This is a genomic window from Kitasatospora sp. NPDC058048 (assembly GCF_042885555.1).
GTDB lineage: Bacteria > Actinomycetota > Actinomycetes > Streptomycetales > Streptomycetaceae > Kitasatospora > Kitasatospora lactacystinica.
In genome coordinates this window covers 1-13,807 of sequence record NZ_JBHVRT010000045.1, presented here as the reverse complement: position 1 = coordinate 13,807, position 13,807 = coordinate 1, and the positions used below count along the sequence as shown (strand labels likewise).

Here is a 13,807-nt window from a genome sequence, read left to right as displayed (position 1 = left end):
ACGGTGCAGAACCACGCGAGTGACGTGTCCCCGAAACCGACGGCCTTCCGAGGGTCTGGTTCCGCGCGCTCGCGAACCCTCCGAAAGGAACTCCATGACCTTCCGCAACGAGACCGCCGCTGCCGCCACCACCGCCACCCCGAAGCGCCGCAACCGCGTCCGGATGGCTCTGATGGCCGGGGCGCTCACCGCCCTGCCCGCGGCCGGCCTCGTCGCGGCCACCAGCGCCTCCGCCGCGCCGGCCACGGTCTGGGACAAGGTCGCCGCCTGTGAGGCGACCGGCAACTGGGCCGTCAACTCCGGCAACGGCTTCTACGGCGGCCTGCAGTTCACCTCCAGCACCTGGGCCGCCTTCGGTGGCACCGCCTACGCCCCGCAGGCCCACCAGGCCACCAAGGCGCAGCAGATCGCCGTCGGCGAGAAGGTGCTCGCCGCCCAGGGCCCCGGCGCCTGGCCGGTCTGCTCCGCCAAGGCCGGTCTGACCAAGTAGGACCGCACGCCACGAGGCCGCCGCACCCCGCCCCGGGGTGCGGCGGCCTCGTCGTGCCCGGGGCCTCGTCGTGCCCGGGGCCCGCGGGATCGGGGCCCGCAGGATCGGGGCAGCCGTGCCGGTCAGGACGGCCGGGGCGGGAGCGGCAGCGGGACGGCCGGCAGGCCGTCGATGCTGGTGCCGACCAACGGCTTGCGCTCGCAGTAGGCGCCGAACTCCTCCTCGTCCTTGCGGTCGAAGTACTGGGCGTGCAGGTCGCGGTCGGCGCGGTAGTCCATGAACGGCACCGCGTACCCGCAGGAGTCGCTGACCCGCTCGGCCTCGACCAGCACGATCGCCCGCAGACCGGAGCCGTCCGCGGCCGGGTCGAAGTGGCGCAGCAGTCCGGCGAACCGCGGGTCGTCCCGGAAGACCGGCTCGCCGCGCCCGTGCACCCGCACCACGGTCGGCGGGCCCTCGAAGGCGCACCACATCAGGGTGATCCGGCCGTTCTCCCGCAGGTGGGCGACGGTCTCGGCCTGTGAGCCGCCGAAGTCCAGATAGGCGAGGGTGAGTTCGTCGATCACCACGAGCGTCCCGGCGCGGCCCTTGGGCGAGAGGTTGACGTGCCCGTCGGCGGCCAGCGGGGCGGTGGCGACGAAGTAGACCGGCTGGCGCTCGATGAAACCGCGCAGCCGGCCGTCGATGCGTTCGTACTGCTTTCCCATGGGCGCAAGTGTGCCCGCATCCCGACTGGTGGGAAAGAAGGTTCCGGCCCCTGAGACGGCCGCTCGCGCGGCCCGGGCCGCCCGAAGCCGACCGACCGCCGTCCGCGCCCTCCAAAGGCCGCCCGACGGCGCCTACGATGGTTCGGGTACCTGTCACCCGCCAGGCCGAGCACGGGAGTTGCGATGACCCGGAGCACCCTCCCCACCACCGCGCCCGGGACGGTCCTCGGCACCCCCGCCGCGCCGCTGCGCCCGTACGTCCTCGGCTACCGCGGCTACCGGCTGGCCCTGCGCCGGCCGCTCCGGCGGCTGGAGGTGCCGACGGACGTGGTCACCGTGGCCCTCGCCTTCGAAGGCACGATGAGCCTCACCGACGCCGTCTCCCCCGAGCCCGCCACCGCCTTCGGCTCGGTCGCGGCCGGGCTGCGCCGCACCGCGACGATCGCCGAACACGCGGGCGTGCTGCACGGTTTGGCCGTCTCGCTCACTCCGCAGGGCGCCTTCCGGGCGTTCGGTCCGCTGGCCGGCGAGCTCGGCGGGCACTGGGCCGAGGCCGGGGACGTGCTGGGCCCGCGGCTGCGGGCGCTGACCGACCGGCTGGCCCACGCCCCGAGCTGGCCGGCCCGGTTCGCCATGCTGGACGGCTACTTCGGTGCGCTGTTCGCGTACGGGCCGGACTGGGACCCGTCCGTGCACTGGGTCTGGCGGCAGCTGCGGCACACCCACGGGCTGGTGCCGATCGGCGCCCTGGTCGAGGGCACCGGCTGGAGCCGCCGCAGGCTGGAGCTGCGCTTCCGCGAGCACCTCGGGCTGGCCCCCAAGCAGGCGGCCGGCATCCTCCGGCTCCAGCACACCCTCCACGTCCTGACCGCCCACGAGGAGCGGATCGCCGGGGCGCGAACCACCGGCGCCGACCTGGCCACGCTCTGCGGCTACTACGACCAGTCCCACCTCGACCGGACCTTCCGCGCCATGGTCGGCCGCTCGCCGAGCGCGTTCCTGGCGTCCCGGCGCACCGCCGCCGCCCTGCCCGAGCCCGCCGGCCGGGTCACCGACCGGGTCACCGGGCGGGTGACCAGCACCCTCCTGGATGCCGGAGGCTGAGGCGCACGCCTGCGCACGGCGCGTGGTCTCCGAAAGTGCGCGGCCGCCGACGGTGCGCATTTGTACAAGACGAACCGGTGCCCCGCACGGCACGCTCGAAGGGCCCGGCCGGTACGGGGGACCGGCCGGTCACGGGGGCGGGCAGGCACGGGGCACGCGGGGTGTCAGCCGGTCACTGCTTCATGTAGACGCTGTCCATGAACTCGATGATCTGCTGGTCGGTCAGCCGCTGGCCGTCGCGGTGCCCCATCGCCAGGTCGGCCTCGCTGATCATGCCGACCAGCCGGTCCCCGTCGATCACCGGGATGCGCCGGATCTGGTGCTGCTCCATCTTGCGCAGCACCGCCTCCATGCTGTCCTCGGCGCGCACGCAGTGCAGGTGGCCGGAGAGCTCCATGGCCGTCATGGTGGCCGGGTCCTTGCCCTCCGCGATACATCGCAGCACGATGTCGCGGTCGGTGATGATGCCCTTCAGCTTCTGGTCGTCGCCGCAGATCGGCAGCGCGCCCACGTTCTTGTCGCGCATCATCCGCGCGGCCTCGGCCAGTGTCTGGTGGGCACCGACGCACTGGGCGCCGGTGTGCATGATGTCTCGGGCAGTGGTGGTCACGGGGACTCCTTCGTCGGTGGTTCCCCCCACTGGTCCCCCCGCATCCCCCCGGCGGCGCTCCCGGGCTCCCGCCGTCGGAGCGGAACGGGTGTGACCGCGCCCTCACCATAAGCAACCCCGCCCCCGCCCGCGACCCCGGGCCGGGGAGACCGGTTCCGAAACGTCCGAGGCGGGGCGCCGGGTACGGCCGCAGAGTGGGAGGCGGAACGACCGGCACGACGACCCACGCTTCCCGAGGAGTGAGTGAGCCATGGACGCCACCGAGGCCCCCGCCCCGCAGGTCTGGCCCAGCCTGCGCGCCACCGACGCCCGGGCCCTGATCCGCTTCCTGGTCGAGGCCTTCGGCTTCCAGGAGGTCGTCACCTACGGCGAGGGCGACGTCGTCGCGCACGCCGAACTCGCCTGGCCCGAGGGCGGCGGCGTGATGCTCGGCTCCGAGCGCGGGACGCCCGAGGGCGCCGAGCCCTGGCCGGGCCGGCCGGGCGGCTTCACCGCGTACGTGGTCACCGCCGATCCGGACGCCGTGCACGCCCGTGCGGTGGCCGCCGGGGCCCGGATCACCACCGGGCTGTACGAAACCGACTACGGCTCACGGGACTTCGCCGCCGCCGACCCGGAGGGCAACCGCTGGTACTTCGGCACCTACCCGGGCGCGCCCCGACCGCCCGCCGGGCGGACGACGGGAGTCTGAGGGCAGACCCCGGGAGCCCTCGGGGCGGCCGCCGCCGAACGGGGGCAGACTGGCTGCGGGGGCACCCCACCGGAGGCGCCGGAGACAGCGGAGGCACCTGGGACACCGGAGGCGCTGGAGGCATCGGAGGCGGAGCGTGCCGCAGATGACGGTGGACGGGCGCACCCTCGCCCTCTCCCACCTCGACAAGGTGTACTACCCGCGCACCGGCACGCCCAAGGGCGAGGTGCTGCGCTACTACGCCGCCGTGCACACCGCCCTGCTCCCGCACCTGCGCGACCGCCCGGTCTCCTTCCTGCGCTGCCCGGACGGTGTCGAGGCGGAGGTGTTCGTCGCCAAGAACCCGCCGCCCGGCACCCCGGGCTGGGTGCGCACGGTCGACGTGCCGAGCAACACCGGCGAGCTGCGGCAGGTGGTGCTGGAGGACGGCGCGGCGCTGCTGGCGGTCGCCAACCTGGGCTGCCTGGAGCTGCACGTCCCGCAGTGGCACGCGGCCGCACCCGCCCTCGCCGACCGGCTGGTGCTGGACCTCGACCCCGGCGAGGGCGCCGACGTGCTCACCTGCCGCACGGTCGCCCTGCTGCTGCGGGAGCGGCTCGCGGCGGACGGTCTGGCGGCCTGGGTGAAGACCTCCGGCTCCAAGGGCCTGCACCTGCTGGTCCCGATCGAGCCCACGCCGAGCACCCGGGTCTCCGGGTACGCGAAGGCGCTGGCGGCCGCCCTGGAGGCCGAGCACCCGGAGCTGGTGGTGCACACCATGGCCAAGGCCCGGCGCCGGGGGCGGGTGCTGGTCGACTGGTCGCAGAACAACGCCAAGAAGACCACCGCGGCGCCGTACACCCTGCGGGCCCGGCCGCTGCCGACCGTCTCCACCCCGCTGGCCTGGGCGGAACTGGAACGGGCCGCCGAGGAGCGGGACCTGGTCTTCACGCTCGCCGAGGTGCCCGGCCGGCTGGCCGCGCACGGCGACCTGCTCGCGCCGCTGCTGGACCCGGAGCGGGCCCGGCCGCTGCCCGGTGCGCCCTCGGCGGCCGGAGCGCCGCCGCCGGTGCGCCAGGTGCTGCACCCGCCCGTCGAGGTGATGCGCCCGGCCGCCGTGACCGCCGTCCCGCCCGCCGACGGCCTGGGCGGCGGGGGCGTGCAGTACGAACTGAAGCTGGACGGCTTCCGCTGCGTCGCCTTCGCCCGGGGCGGGCGGCCCGCGTACCTCCAGTCCCGTAGCGGCCGCGACCTCGCCGCCGAGTTCCCGCCGATCGCCGCCGCCGTCGCCCGGCTGCCGGAGGGGCTGGTGCTGGACGCCGAGCTGGTCGCCTGGCGCGGCGGCCGGTTCGCCTTCGGCGAGCTGCTGCGCACCCGCCGGGCCCGCGCCGCCGCCCCCGAGGTGGCACTCGGGCTGATCGCCTTCGACCTGCTGGCGCTGCCCGGCCGCGACGTCCGCGGGCTGCCGCTCACCGACCGCCGTCGGCTGCTGCTCGCCGCCCTCGCCGACGTCCCGCCGCCGATCCGGCCGGTGATGGCCACGACGGACCGGGCGGAGGCGCTGGAGTGGATGGAGCGGCTCGCCGACACCGGGGTGGAGGGCCTGGTCTGCAAGGCCGCCGGCGCCGCGTACCGGCCGCGCGGCGCGGGCCGGGTCTGGGTCAAGTTCCGCCGCGGCGACACCCTGGACGCCACCGTCGGCGCCGTCACCGGCCCGGCCGACCACCCGCACGCGCTGGTCCTGCGGCTCGACGACGGCCGGGTGTTCCTGACCGCCCCGCGGCTCACCCCGGTCCAGTCCGGCGAGGTCGCCGAGGTCGTCCGCCCCCTGCTCGGCCCGCCCGGCACCGACCCCGAGCACGGCCCGGTCCACCCCCTGACCTCCCCCCTGCGCGCCGAGGTCACCCTCACCGGCCGCCCGCCCACCGCGACCTTCGTCCGCCTCCGGGGCGACTGACGTCGGACCGCGCTCACGTCCCGCGCTTCGCCGACGCGTGGGCGAACTCCGTGACGAAGGCGTCGTCGAACAGCGGCAGGTCGGCGGGCCTGCGGCTGGTGACGAGCGGGCCGGGGCCGTCGTGGCAGACGTGCACCGGCTCGTCCACCCAGTGCGCGCCGGCGTTGACCAGGTCGGTGCGCAGGCTGGGCCAGGAGGTGAGGGTGCGGCCGCGTACGGCGTCGGCCTCGATGAGTGTCCAGGCCGCGTGGCAGATCGCCGCGACCGGCCGGCCGGCGGCGCCGAAGGCGTGCACGAAGTCGACCGCCGGGCGCTCCAGGCGCAGCCGGTCGGGGTTGGCGACGCCGCCGGGGAGGACCAGCCCGTCGTAGTCGGCCGGGTCGGCCTCGGCGACCAGGGCGTCGACGGCGAAGGTGTCGCCCTCGGCGTGGTGCCGGACGGTCCGGACCCGCCCCTCGGCGGTGGACAGCAGCCGCGGGGTGCCGCCGGACTCGGCGACCGCCTGCCACGGGTCGGTCAGTTCGACCTGCTCGGCCCCGTACGGCGCGACCAGGAACGCGATCGTCCGGCCGGTGAGCGTGGTGGACGGCCAGCCCATGGCGCGGTCGCTCAGCCCGGGTGCGGGGCGGTCAGGTCGACGGCCACGGGCGGAGCGGTGCTGAGCCGGGCGCGCGGGCAGTCGAGGTGGACGGCGCGGTCGAGGTGGTCGAGCCGGGCGATCAGTCCCGCCGCGACGAGCACCCGGGCGCCCGGCACCCAGGGCTCGGCGTCGACCAGCAGGTGGTCCCCGGCGTCCTGTTCGACCCGGCCGACCGGGCCGTCGGTGGCGTGCACCTCGTACCCGACCAGCGTGAGGTCGGCGGCGGGATGGGAGCCCGGGCGGTACTCCCACAGGTCGGTGGTCATGGCGTCACGCCTCCGGCCGGTCCCAGGGGCGCCGCTCGCGGCGCTCCCGGCGTTCCCGGAACTCCGTCGGGTCCGCCGGTGCGACACCGCTGCGGGCCTCGCGCCGGCGGCGCAGCAGTTCGGAGGCGGCGACCGCGGCCCCCACCGTCGCCGCCCAGACCACCCCGAGCGCGACCAGTACGGCGGTGGCCGGTGTCCGGGCGCCCACGCCGAAGCAGATCGCCGTCATCACCAGGGCGGTCAGCGTCACCCCCGCCGTGACCCTGCGCCCGACCCCGCGGAGCACGCGCCGGACCCGGCTCGGCGCTTTGGCGCCCATCGTGCTCAGCTTCCGGTCGAGCCGTGCGTCCTGCCGCAGATCGGACTCGATCTCCTCGAGGAGCCGCCGCTCCCATCCGCTCAACGCGGGTCCGTCCATCTCGGTCACCTCCGACACTTCCGGTGACGTGCTCGCACCCGGCGGGTTGCCCGGTACGGGCCGGCACTAACCGTTGCGGGCACCGCCTGTTCCGGCGCCGACGGGCCCGAAGGCCCGGGGGCGGGCGAGCAGGCTGTCGTCCAGGACGCCCAGCAGGGCGGCGGCGTCGCGGTGGACCTCGGCCGCGCCCGCCGCCCGCAGCTCCGGGCCGGTGTCCCGGCCGGCCGTCAGGGCGACGCACGGCACCCCGGCCCGCCGCACGGCCCGTACCTCGCGCACGCTCCCGGCGACGGCCACGGCGTGCCAGGGCCTGCCGTCCACCAGGTCGAGCGCGGCTCTCACCGGATCGCCCCCGGGATCGGCCACGGTGAGCGCCGGAGCCCCGGCGGGACCGGGGCCGGTCAGCACCACCGTCCACCCCCGGGTGGCGCACTCGCGCAGCAACTCGGCACCGCCGGGCAGGGTGGGCTGCCACCAGTCGGTACCGAAGAGAGCCGCCGAGACCACCGTCATGACCACCGCTTCCGTTCGCGGGCGACGCACCGAATGCTCCCTTCCAGGTTAGGTCGCTCCCCCGCCGCGCGCGCAGCCTGCGCCCGGACCCCCGGGAAACCTTCCGGCGGTCCGGAAAAGTGGCTGGCCGCGGGTGATCGTTTGGCCCTAGGGTGTCGCTCCGTCACATTGGTCCAGTCCTGGAGCCCGATCCCCGATGCCTTCGCCCGCCGTGTACCGCTCGCCGAGATCGAGCGCCACCGTCGCCACCGTTCTGCTCGCCGTGAGTGCCGCCACGACCCTCGCCTCGCTCGGTGCGGGCTTCCTCCTGTACGGGGAGGCCGGCGATCTCGCCAACGGCGCCGAGACCGACGGATCCGCGCTGATGGACACGGCACAGCTCTACGACAACATCGGCTACCTCCAGGTGGTGGCCCTGGCCGCGTCCGCGGTCACGTTCGTCACCTGGTTCCACCGGGTCCGGGTGAACGCCGAGGTCTTCGACCCGCGCGGGCACCGGTTCAAGCGCGGCTGGGCGATCGGCGCCTGGTTCACCCCCGTGGTCGCGCTCTGGTTCCCCCGCCAGATCGCGGGCGACATCTGGCAGGCCGGTGCCCGGCCGGACGCCTCTGGCGTGCGCCCGCAGCTCCCGCAGACGCTGCTCAACCTCTGGTGGGCCGCCTTCTGGGCCTCCAACGTGACCGGCCGGGTCGGCTCCCAGTACCTCTCCTCGGCCTCGGCGCAGTACGCGGACGGCTACCAGCAGGCCGTCGGCTGGCTGATCGCCTCCGACCTGCTGTCGGTGGTGGCCGCCGTCCTCGCCGTCCTGGTGGTCCAGAGGCTGACCACCATGCAGGAGGAGCGCTTCACCGAGGCTGCCGTCCCCGCGTTCGGGCTCCACGGCGGCACCGTCCGGGGCTGAGCCCGCTAGGCCCTCTCTTTCGGATCACGTCGGACCAGTGGGCGTCGTTGGAGTGCGTGCATCGGCGGTGCGGAGGAGGGAGTCCATGCGGAGCATCGGCGACCGACGACAAGCCGGCGAGGTGCGTGCTCCGGCGGCGACCGCCTGGCGTGATCCGAAAGAGAGGGCCTAGGTCGGCCGGGGCCCGCGGGCGGGGCCTCGGCCGGGGCCCGCGGGCGTGGTGCTCAGTCCGTGAACGGGTCGGAGGCCAGCCGGGCGTGCAGGTGCTCGTCGGTGTAGACGCCCCCGCCGTAGGTGTAGGAGGCGCGCAGGGTGCCCTCGTACGGGAAGCCGGCCCGCGCCGCGACCCGGCAGGAGTCCTCGTTGCCGACGGCGTGGTAGAGCTCGATGCGGCGGGCGTCGGCCTGCTCCACCGCCCAGCGGGTGGCGGCGGTGGCGGCCCGGGTGGCCAGGCCCCGGCCGCGGGCGGCGGCGAGCAGCCAGTAGCCGACCATGACGACGCCGTCGTCCCGGTTGGTCCACACCAGGTAGGCGTTGCCGCACAGGCGGCCGTCGACGGCGTCGACGACGGCGAAGGGGGCCGCGGTGCCGTCGGCCCAGCGGGCCTCGCAGCGGTCGAGGTAGGCCTCGACGTCGACCGGGCCGGAGCCGCCGAGCGGGGTCCAGCGGGCGACGGCCGGGTCGGCCGCGGCGGCGGCCAGGGCGGGCACGATGCCGCCGGGCACGTCGAGGCCGTGCCCGAACGGGCGCAACAGGGCGTCGCCGAGGTCGATGACGGCGGGGCGGAAGACCCGCGGGTCGGTGGCGGGATCGCTGATGGTCATCCCGTCTTCCTATCCCCGGCACCCCCGGGCCCGCCAGCGAATTTCCCGGGGCCCGGGCCCGCGGCCGCTCCGTACGGGTCGGGGCGGCCGCGGGCCCGGAGCGGGGTCAGATCCGGGCCAGGTAGCCGTTCTCGACCAGCCAGAGCACGTTCGGCCTGGCCGGGCCGCCGGGCAGCAGGGCGCCGTCGAGCTGGTACTGGAGGCCCCAGCCGGGCTGGTTGAACCACGGCGCGATCGGGCCGGCGTGCACCGTGAAGGCCTTGACCACCTTGTAGTCGTGGTAGTTGCAGGCGGCCGGCGGGTTGCTGTCCAGGCTCTGCGGCGGGAGCGCGCGGTTGGCGTAGGGCAGGCCCTCGGGGGCGAGGTAGGCGCCGTACTCGCTGCCGTAGCGGTCGATGTTCTGGTTCGGGTACAGCGTGAGCTCGAACTCGATCGGGCTGCCGTCGGGCAGGGTGACGTAGCCGTCGGCCGGCGGGTAGATCCAGCCGCCCTTGCCGCCGTTGCCGGCCGGGTCGTAGTACTGGGCCAGGAAGGTCTGGTCGCTCGCGCCGCCGGTGCGCTGGTAGCCGGCGAGCTGGCGGCCGACCGGGCCGGTGGTCGGGAGGTCGGCGGGGCCGAGGCGGGCGTCGTCGTGGCGGAAGGCGGCGGAGCACTGGTCGGAGGGGGTGGCCGCCGGGGCCGCGAGGGCGGCGGGGGTGCTCACGGCGGTGAGGGCGGCGGCCGCGGCGAGCGGCGCGACGAGCAGGCGAAGGCGAAGGCGCACGGTGTCTCCGTCGAACGGGTCAGCGGTCGAAAAGGGAGCCACGGAGGGGCCGTTGTGCTCACCCTCCGTGGCTGGTTCGACACCAGGCAATCGGTCTTCTGATCATTCGTCAATATGATCCGTACGACTGCTCGTTCGACTGCGCTGATTCCGCCGAACCCGGGACAGCGGGGCCGCCCGTCCAGGAGGATGGGCGGTCCGGCGCCACCGGGTCACCTGCTCGGGTCGCCTCCCCGGGTCACTTCCCCGGGGCGACCCGCCCGAGCAGGTGGAGCAGCCGGTCGAGGGCGTCCTTGGAGTTCGGCTCGGTCAGATTGACCATCAGCCGGAACGCCACCTTCAGCAGCGCCGGGTGGCCGAGCCCGGCGGCCCCGGCCGCGCCGAGCAGCTTCGGGCGGCCCAGCAGGTCGGCGGCCAGGCGGCCGAGCGCGAAGTAGCCGGCGTACGCGGAGCGCAGCGCCTGCGGGTAGGCGCGCAGGGCGAGTTCGCGGCCGCGGTCGGTGCGGCGGGCGAGGGCCTGGACGATGGTCTCGGCGGCGAACCGGCCGGACTCCATCGCGTAGGCGATGCCCTCGCCGGTGCCCGGGCTGACCGTGCCGCCCGCGTCGCCGACCAGCAGCAGGCCGTCGGCGTAGTGGGGCCGGCGATTGAGGCCCATCGGCAGGGCGGCGCCGCGGATCGGCTCGGTGACCCCGTCGGGGGTGTAGCCGTACTCCGGGGACAGGCCGTCGCACCAGCGGCGCAGCAGTTCCCGCCAGTCCACCTCGGTCCCGGCGGTGTCGAGGACCCCGAGGCCGACGTTGGCGGTGCCGTCGCCCATGCCGAACACCCAGGCGTAGCCGGGCAGCAGGCCCCGGGCCGGGTCGTCGGGGTCGCGCAGGTCGAGCCAGGCCTCCAGGTAGCGGTCGTCGTGGCGCGGGGTGGTGAAGTACGTCCGGTACGCGACGCCCACCGCGCGGTCGGTACGGCGGTAGCGCTTCATCGCCACCGACAGCCGGGTGGAGTTGCCGTCGGCGGCGACCACGACCGGGGCCCGGTAGGCGACCGGCCGGCGCTCCTCCCCCGACCTGGCGGTGACGCCGGTGATCCGGCCGGTCCGCTCGTCCAGCAGCGGGCCCGTCACAGTGACGCGTTCGACCAGCCGGGCACCGGCCGAGGCGGCCTTGCGGGCGAGCAGTTCGTCGAAGTCGGCACGGCGCCGGACCAGCCCGTACCCGGGGTAGGCGGAGAGCTCGGGCCAGTCGAACTCCAGCGAGCGGCGCCCGGAGATCAGCCGCAGGCCCCGGTTGTGCAGCCAGCCGGCGCCCTCGGAGACGTCGATGCCGAGGTCGGTCAGCTGCTTGACGGCGCGCGGGGTGAGGCCGTCGCCGCAGACCTTCTCGCGCGGGAAGGCGGACTTCTCCAGCAGCAGGACGTCCAGCCCGGTCCGGGCGAGGTGGGCGGCGGCGGTGGAGCCCGCCGGTCCGGCGCCGACCACGATGACGTCGGCGCTCTCCGCGGCCCGGACGGCCTCCTCGTCCCTGTCGGTCTCCTCGGGCCGGACGGTCCGCTCGGGCCGGACGGTCTGCTCTGGGCCGGGCATCGCACTCTCCCACGGGTCGGATCGGCTGTACTCGCGACGGATTCCTCGGACTGGGCGGTTCCGGACGGACGATAGAGAACCCCGGCACCCGCCCGCCGCCCCGACACGCAGGCCGCCGCCGCGAACCGGTCAATACCGGCCACCACGGCCGTCCGGGTTCACCCACCGGACCGGGGAGCGGAGTCGACCGCTCGGGCCGCACGGGCCGCACGGCACCATGACGAGCGGGTGATCGAGTACCTGCGGGGCGCCGCGGCCGGGCCGCGGCGCCACTGAGCCCCTGGCCCGCGAGCAGCTGCGGGACCAGGGGCTCCTTGTCGTTCCACGGTGCGCACCCCCTGGCCAGGGGGTTCACCGGCGGTCGCACCGGATTCGACGAGGGGCCCCGGCCACGGGGGCGGCCCAGGGACCCTCACCCGGTACCACGGCCGCCGCCGCTCCCCGGGTTCACCCACGGCCCCGCCAGCCCTGCTGGCCACACCAGCCGCACCGGGCCCACGCGGTCCACGCGGTCCGCGCGGTCCGGCCCCGGGAACGCCGGAAGCCCCTGGCCGCACGGGGGAACGGGCCAGGGGCTTCCACTCCGGACTACGGACGGCGGGCCCTCACGGGTTCAACGCCAGCACCACGTACCCCGCCAGCACCGCCAGGTGCACCGCGCCCTGGAGCGGGGTCGCCCGGCGCGGGATGACCGTCAGGGTCAGCAGGATGATCGTCAGGGTCAGCAGCACCATGTGCGCCGGGTCGAGGCCGAGGACGAGGGGGCCGGAGAGCCAGCTGGAGGCGATCGCGACCGCCGGGATGGTCAGGCCGATACTGGCGAGCGCCGAGCCGAGGGCGAGGTTGAGGCTGGTCTGCACCCGGTTGCGGACGGCCGCGCGAAGCGCCGCGATGGTCTCCGGCAGCAACACCATCAGGGCGATCACCACGCCGACGACCGCGTGCGGGAGCCCGGCGTCGTCCACCGCCTTCTCGATGGTCGGCGACACGCCCTTGGCCAGGCCCACCACCGCCACCAGGGCGACGGCGAGCAGCAGCAGGCTGATCCCGGCGGCCCGGACGGTCGGCGGGGAGGCGTGCTCCTCCTCGTCCAGCACCCGGCCCTCGGGGGTGACGGGCAGGAAGTAGTCCCGGTGCCGGACGGTCTGGGTGGCCACGAACAGCCCGTACACCACCAGTGAGGCGGTGGCCGCGAAGGTGAGCTGGGTGGTGGAGAACTGCGGGCCGGGCGAGCTGGTGGTGAAGGTCGGCAGCACGAGGCTGAGGGTCGCGAGGGTGGCGATGCAGGCGACCGCGGCGCCGGTGCCCTCGGCGTTGAACACCGCGGTCCGGTACTTGACGGCGGCGACCACGATGGACAGTCCGAGGATGCCGTTGCAGGTGATCATCACGGCGGCGAAGACGGTGTCCCGGGCCAGCGTGGAGGACTTGTCCCCGCCGTCGGCCATCAGCGTCACGATCAGCGCGACCTCGATCACGGTGACCGCCACCGCGAGGACCAGTGACCCGAACGGCTCCCCCGACCAGTGTGCGATGACCTCGGCGTGGTGCACGGCGGACAGTACGGCGCCCACCAGGAAGCAGGCGACCACCGCCACCACCCAGCCGGGCAGTTCCTTGTGCCAGGTCAGGGCGAGGACGAGGAACGACACCACCGGAACGACGACGGTCCATTGCGCGACGGCCGCGCGGAGCTTCGTGATCATGCCGCCGAGGATCCCAGACCGGAGGCCCGTCACCCGGGTGCCCGCGCCGGGATTCGTAGGGATGTGGCATAACTCATCCCCTTTCGCGCCATTACCCTCCGTAGTCGCGAAGGTACTGAAGCACTTTGTCGACATGGCGCCGCACCCGTTCCGGCACGCCCCCGGCGGCCACCACGCTCTTGTCACTGGTGCGGTAGGCCGCCGCGACCAGGGCGGGCAGGTCGCGGGTGAGGCCGCGGTGCTTTATCTGCTGGTCGAGCCAGCAGACGTAGTTGCCCATCGCGGCGATCGCGTCGCCAGGGTCCCAGTACGACTTGGCGCCGGGGTGGGTGGCTGCCTTGCCCCAGGCCTCGAAGACCGAGGGCGTCCACATCGCGATGCCGTACTCGCCGGTCTCCGGGCGGGCCGCGTTCGGGTCGAAGCCGCTCTCGGCCCTCAGCATGGCGGCCAGCAGCACCGGGGTGACCTCCGGCTCGGGGCAGCGCCGCGCCGCGGTCTCGATCATTCCCCGGTAGGCCGGCGGGACGTCCGAGCCGGCCGGGATCGCACCGGGCAGCGGGGGCACCGCGCGGTGGGCGGCGCCCGGCCCGCCCGGCTCCGGTCCGCCGGCCAGCGCGAGGACGCCGAGCCCGCTGGCCAGCAGGCCCGCGCCGGCC

At 75.2% G+C, this 13,807-nt stretch carries 16 protein-coding genes and 1 pseudogene; 6 read left to right on the top strand and 11 right to left on the bottom strand.

The window, feature by feature from the left end; genetic code table 11:
- Positions 1 to 94: 94 nt before the first annotated feature.
- Positions 95 to 490 (top strand): transglycosylase family protein, encoded by a 396-nt coding sequence (locus ACFVVA_RS34485; RefSeq protein ID WP_387694680.1) that lies wholly within the window; start codon positions 95 to 97, stop codon positions 488 to 490.
- Positions 491 to 612: 122 nt separating this feature from the next.
- On the opposite strand, the gene ACFVVA_RS34480 is transcribed toward ACFVVA_RS34485, so the two are convergent.
- Entirely contained in the window at positions 613 to 1,197 is a 585-nt protein-coding gene (locus ACFVVA_RS34480; protein ID WP_380549213.1) for a pyridoxamine 5'-phosphate oxidase family protein, read from the bottom strand.
- Between the two features lie 183 nt (positions 1,198 to 1,380).
- On the opposite strand from ACFVVA_RS34480, the gene ACFVVA_RS34475 reads away from it, so the two are divergent.
- Positions 1,381 to 2,301: a helix-turn-helix domain-containing protein gene (locus ACFVVA_RS34475; RefSeq protein WP_387694679.1), complete on the top strand. Its 921-nt coding sequence runs from the start codon at positions 1,381 to 1,383 to the stop codon at positions 2,299 to 2,301.
- Between the two features lie 172 nt (positions 2,302 to 2,473).
- Here ACFVVA_RS34475 and ACFVVA_RS34470 read toward each other — a convergent pair whose 3' ends face one another.
- Positions 2,474 to 2,887, bottom strand: a complete 414-nt coding sequence (locus ACFVVA_RS34470) for a CBS domain-containing protein (RefSeq protein ID WP_380549250.1) — start codon at positions 2,885 to 2,887, stop codon at positions 2,474 to 2,476.
- Positions 2,888 to 3,161: 274 nt separating this feature from the next.
- Here ACFVVA_RS34470 and ACFVVA_RS34465 point away from each other — a divergent pair, with 274 nt between their 5' ends.
- From ACFVVA_RS34465 to ACFVVA_RS34455, 3 genes and pseudogenes are all read left to right on the top strand, one after another.
- The gene (locus ACFVVA_RS34465; RefSeq protein WP_387694678.1) at positions 3,162 to 3,602 is read left to right on the top strand and encodes a VOC family protein; all 441 of its coding nucleotides are present in this window, start codon (positions 3,162 to 3,164) and stop codon (positions 3,600 to 3,602) included.
- A 145-nt stretch (positions 3,603 to 3,747) separates the two neighbouring features.
- Positions 3,748 to 4,617, top strand: a pseudogene (gene ligD / locus ACFVVA_RS34460) (non-homologous end-joining DNA ligase); the annotation flags it as partial.
- Between the two features lie 66 nt (positions 4,618 to 4,683).
- Positions 4,684 to 5,538 carry a DNA ligase gene (locus ACFVVA_RS34455; protein WP_387694745.1) on the top strand — a complete coding sequence of 285 codons (855 nt, stop codon included), beginning with the start codon at positions 4,684 to 4,686 and terminating at the stop codon, positions 5,536 to 5,538.
- A gap of 13 nt (positions 5,539 to 5,551) precedes the next feature.
- Here ACFVVA_RS34455 and ACFVVA_RS34450 read toward each other — a convergent pair whose 3' ends face one another.
- From ACFVVA_RS34450 to ACFVVA_RS34435, 4 genes are all read right to left on the bottom strand, one after another.
- A complete protein-coding gene (locus ACFVVA_RS34450) occupies positions 5,552 to 6,136 on the bottom strand; it encodes a type 1 glutamine amidotransferase domain-containing protein (protein WP_387694677.1) in 585 nt (194 codons plus the stop codon).
- Between the two features lie 11 nt (positions 6,137 to 6,147).
- The gene (locus ACFVVA_RS34445) at positions 6,148 to 6,444 is read right to left on the bottom strand and encodes a PRC-barrel domain containing protein (protein WP_387694676.1); all 297 of its coding nucleotides are present in this window, start codon (positions 6,442 to 6,444) and stop codon (positions 6,148 to 6,150) included.
- Between the two features lie 4 nt (positions 6,445 to 6,448).
- Entirely contained in the window at positions 6,449 to 6,862 is a 414-nt protein-coding gene (locus tag ACFVVA_RS34440) for a hypothetical protein (RefSeq protein ID WP_387694675.1), read from the bottom strand.
- Between the two features lie 66 nt (positions 6,863 to 6,928).
- Positions 6,929 to 7,405 carry an HAD family hydrolase gene (locus ACFVVA_RS34435; protein WP_387694674.1) on the bottom strand — a complete coding sequence of 159 codons (477 nt, stop codon included), beginning with the start codon at positions 7,403 to 7,405 and terminating at the stop codon, positions 6,929 to 6,931.
- 166 nt (positions 7,406 to 7,571) lie between these two features.
- On the opposite strand from ACFVVA_RS34435, the gene ACFVVA_RS34430 reads away from it, so the two are divergent.
- Entirely contained in the window at positions 7,572 to 8,276 is a 705-nt protein-coding gene (locus ACFVVA_RS34430) for a DUF4328 domain-containing protein (RefSeq protein WP_387694673.1), read from the top strand.
- Between the two features lie 224 nt (positions 8,277 to 8,500).
- Here ACFVVA_RS34430 and ACFVVA_RS34425 read toward each other — a convergent pair whose 3' ends face one another.
- From ACFVVA_RS34425 to ACFVVA_RS34405, 5 genes are all read right to left on the bottom strand, one after another.
- Complete coding sequence (locus ACFVVA_RS34425) at positions 8,501 to 9,100, bottom strand: GNAT family N-acetyltransferase (RefSeq protein ID WP_387694672.1); 600 nt, start codon at positions 9,098 to 9,100, stop codon at positions 8,501 to 8,503.
- Positions 9,101 to 9,206: 106 nt separating this feature from the next.
- Positions 9,207 to 9,863 (bottom strand): TNT domain-containing protein, encoded by a 657-nt coding sequence (locus ACFVVA_RS34420; protein WP_387694671.1) that lies wholly within the window; start codon positions 9,861 to 9,863, stop codon positions 9,207 to 9,209.
- A 238-nt stretch (positions 9,864 to 10,101) separates the two neighbouring features.
- Positions 10,102 to 11,445 carry a geranylgeranyl reductase family protein gene (locus ACFVVA_RS34415; RefSeq protein WP_387694670.1) on the bottom strand — a complete coding sequence of 448 codons (1,344 nt, stop codon included), beginning with the start codon at positions 11,443 to 11,445 and terminating at the stop codon, positions 10,102 to 10,104.
- Positions 11,446 to 12,050: 605 nt separating this feature from the next.
- On the bottom strand, positions 12,051 to 13,151 hold the full coding sequence (locus tag ACFVVA_RS34410; RefSeq protein ID WP_387694669.1) for a calcium:proton antiporter: 1,101 nt from the start codon (positions 13,149 to 13,151) through the stop codon (positions 12,051 to 12,053).
- A 91-nt stretch (positions 13,152 to 13,242) separates the two neighbouring features.
- Positions 13,243 to 13,807: transglycosylase SLT domain-containing protein (locus ACFVVA_RS34405; RefSeq protein WP_387694668.1), on the bottom strand; the 565-nt coding region annotated here is incomplete at its 5' end.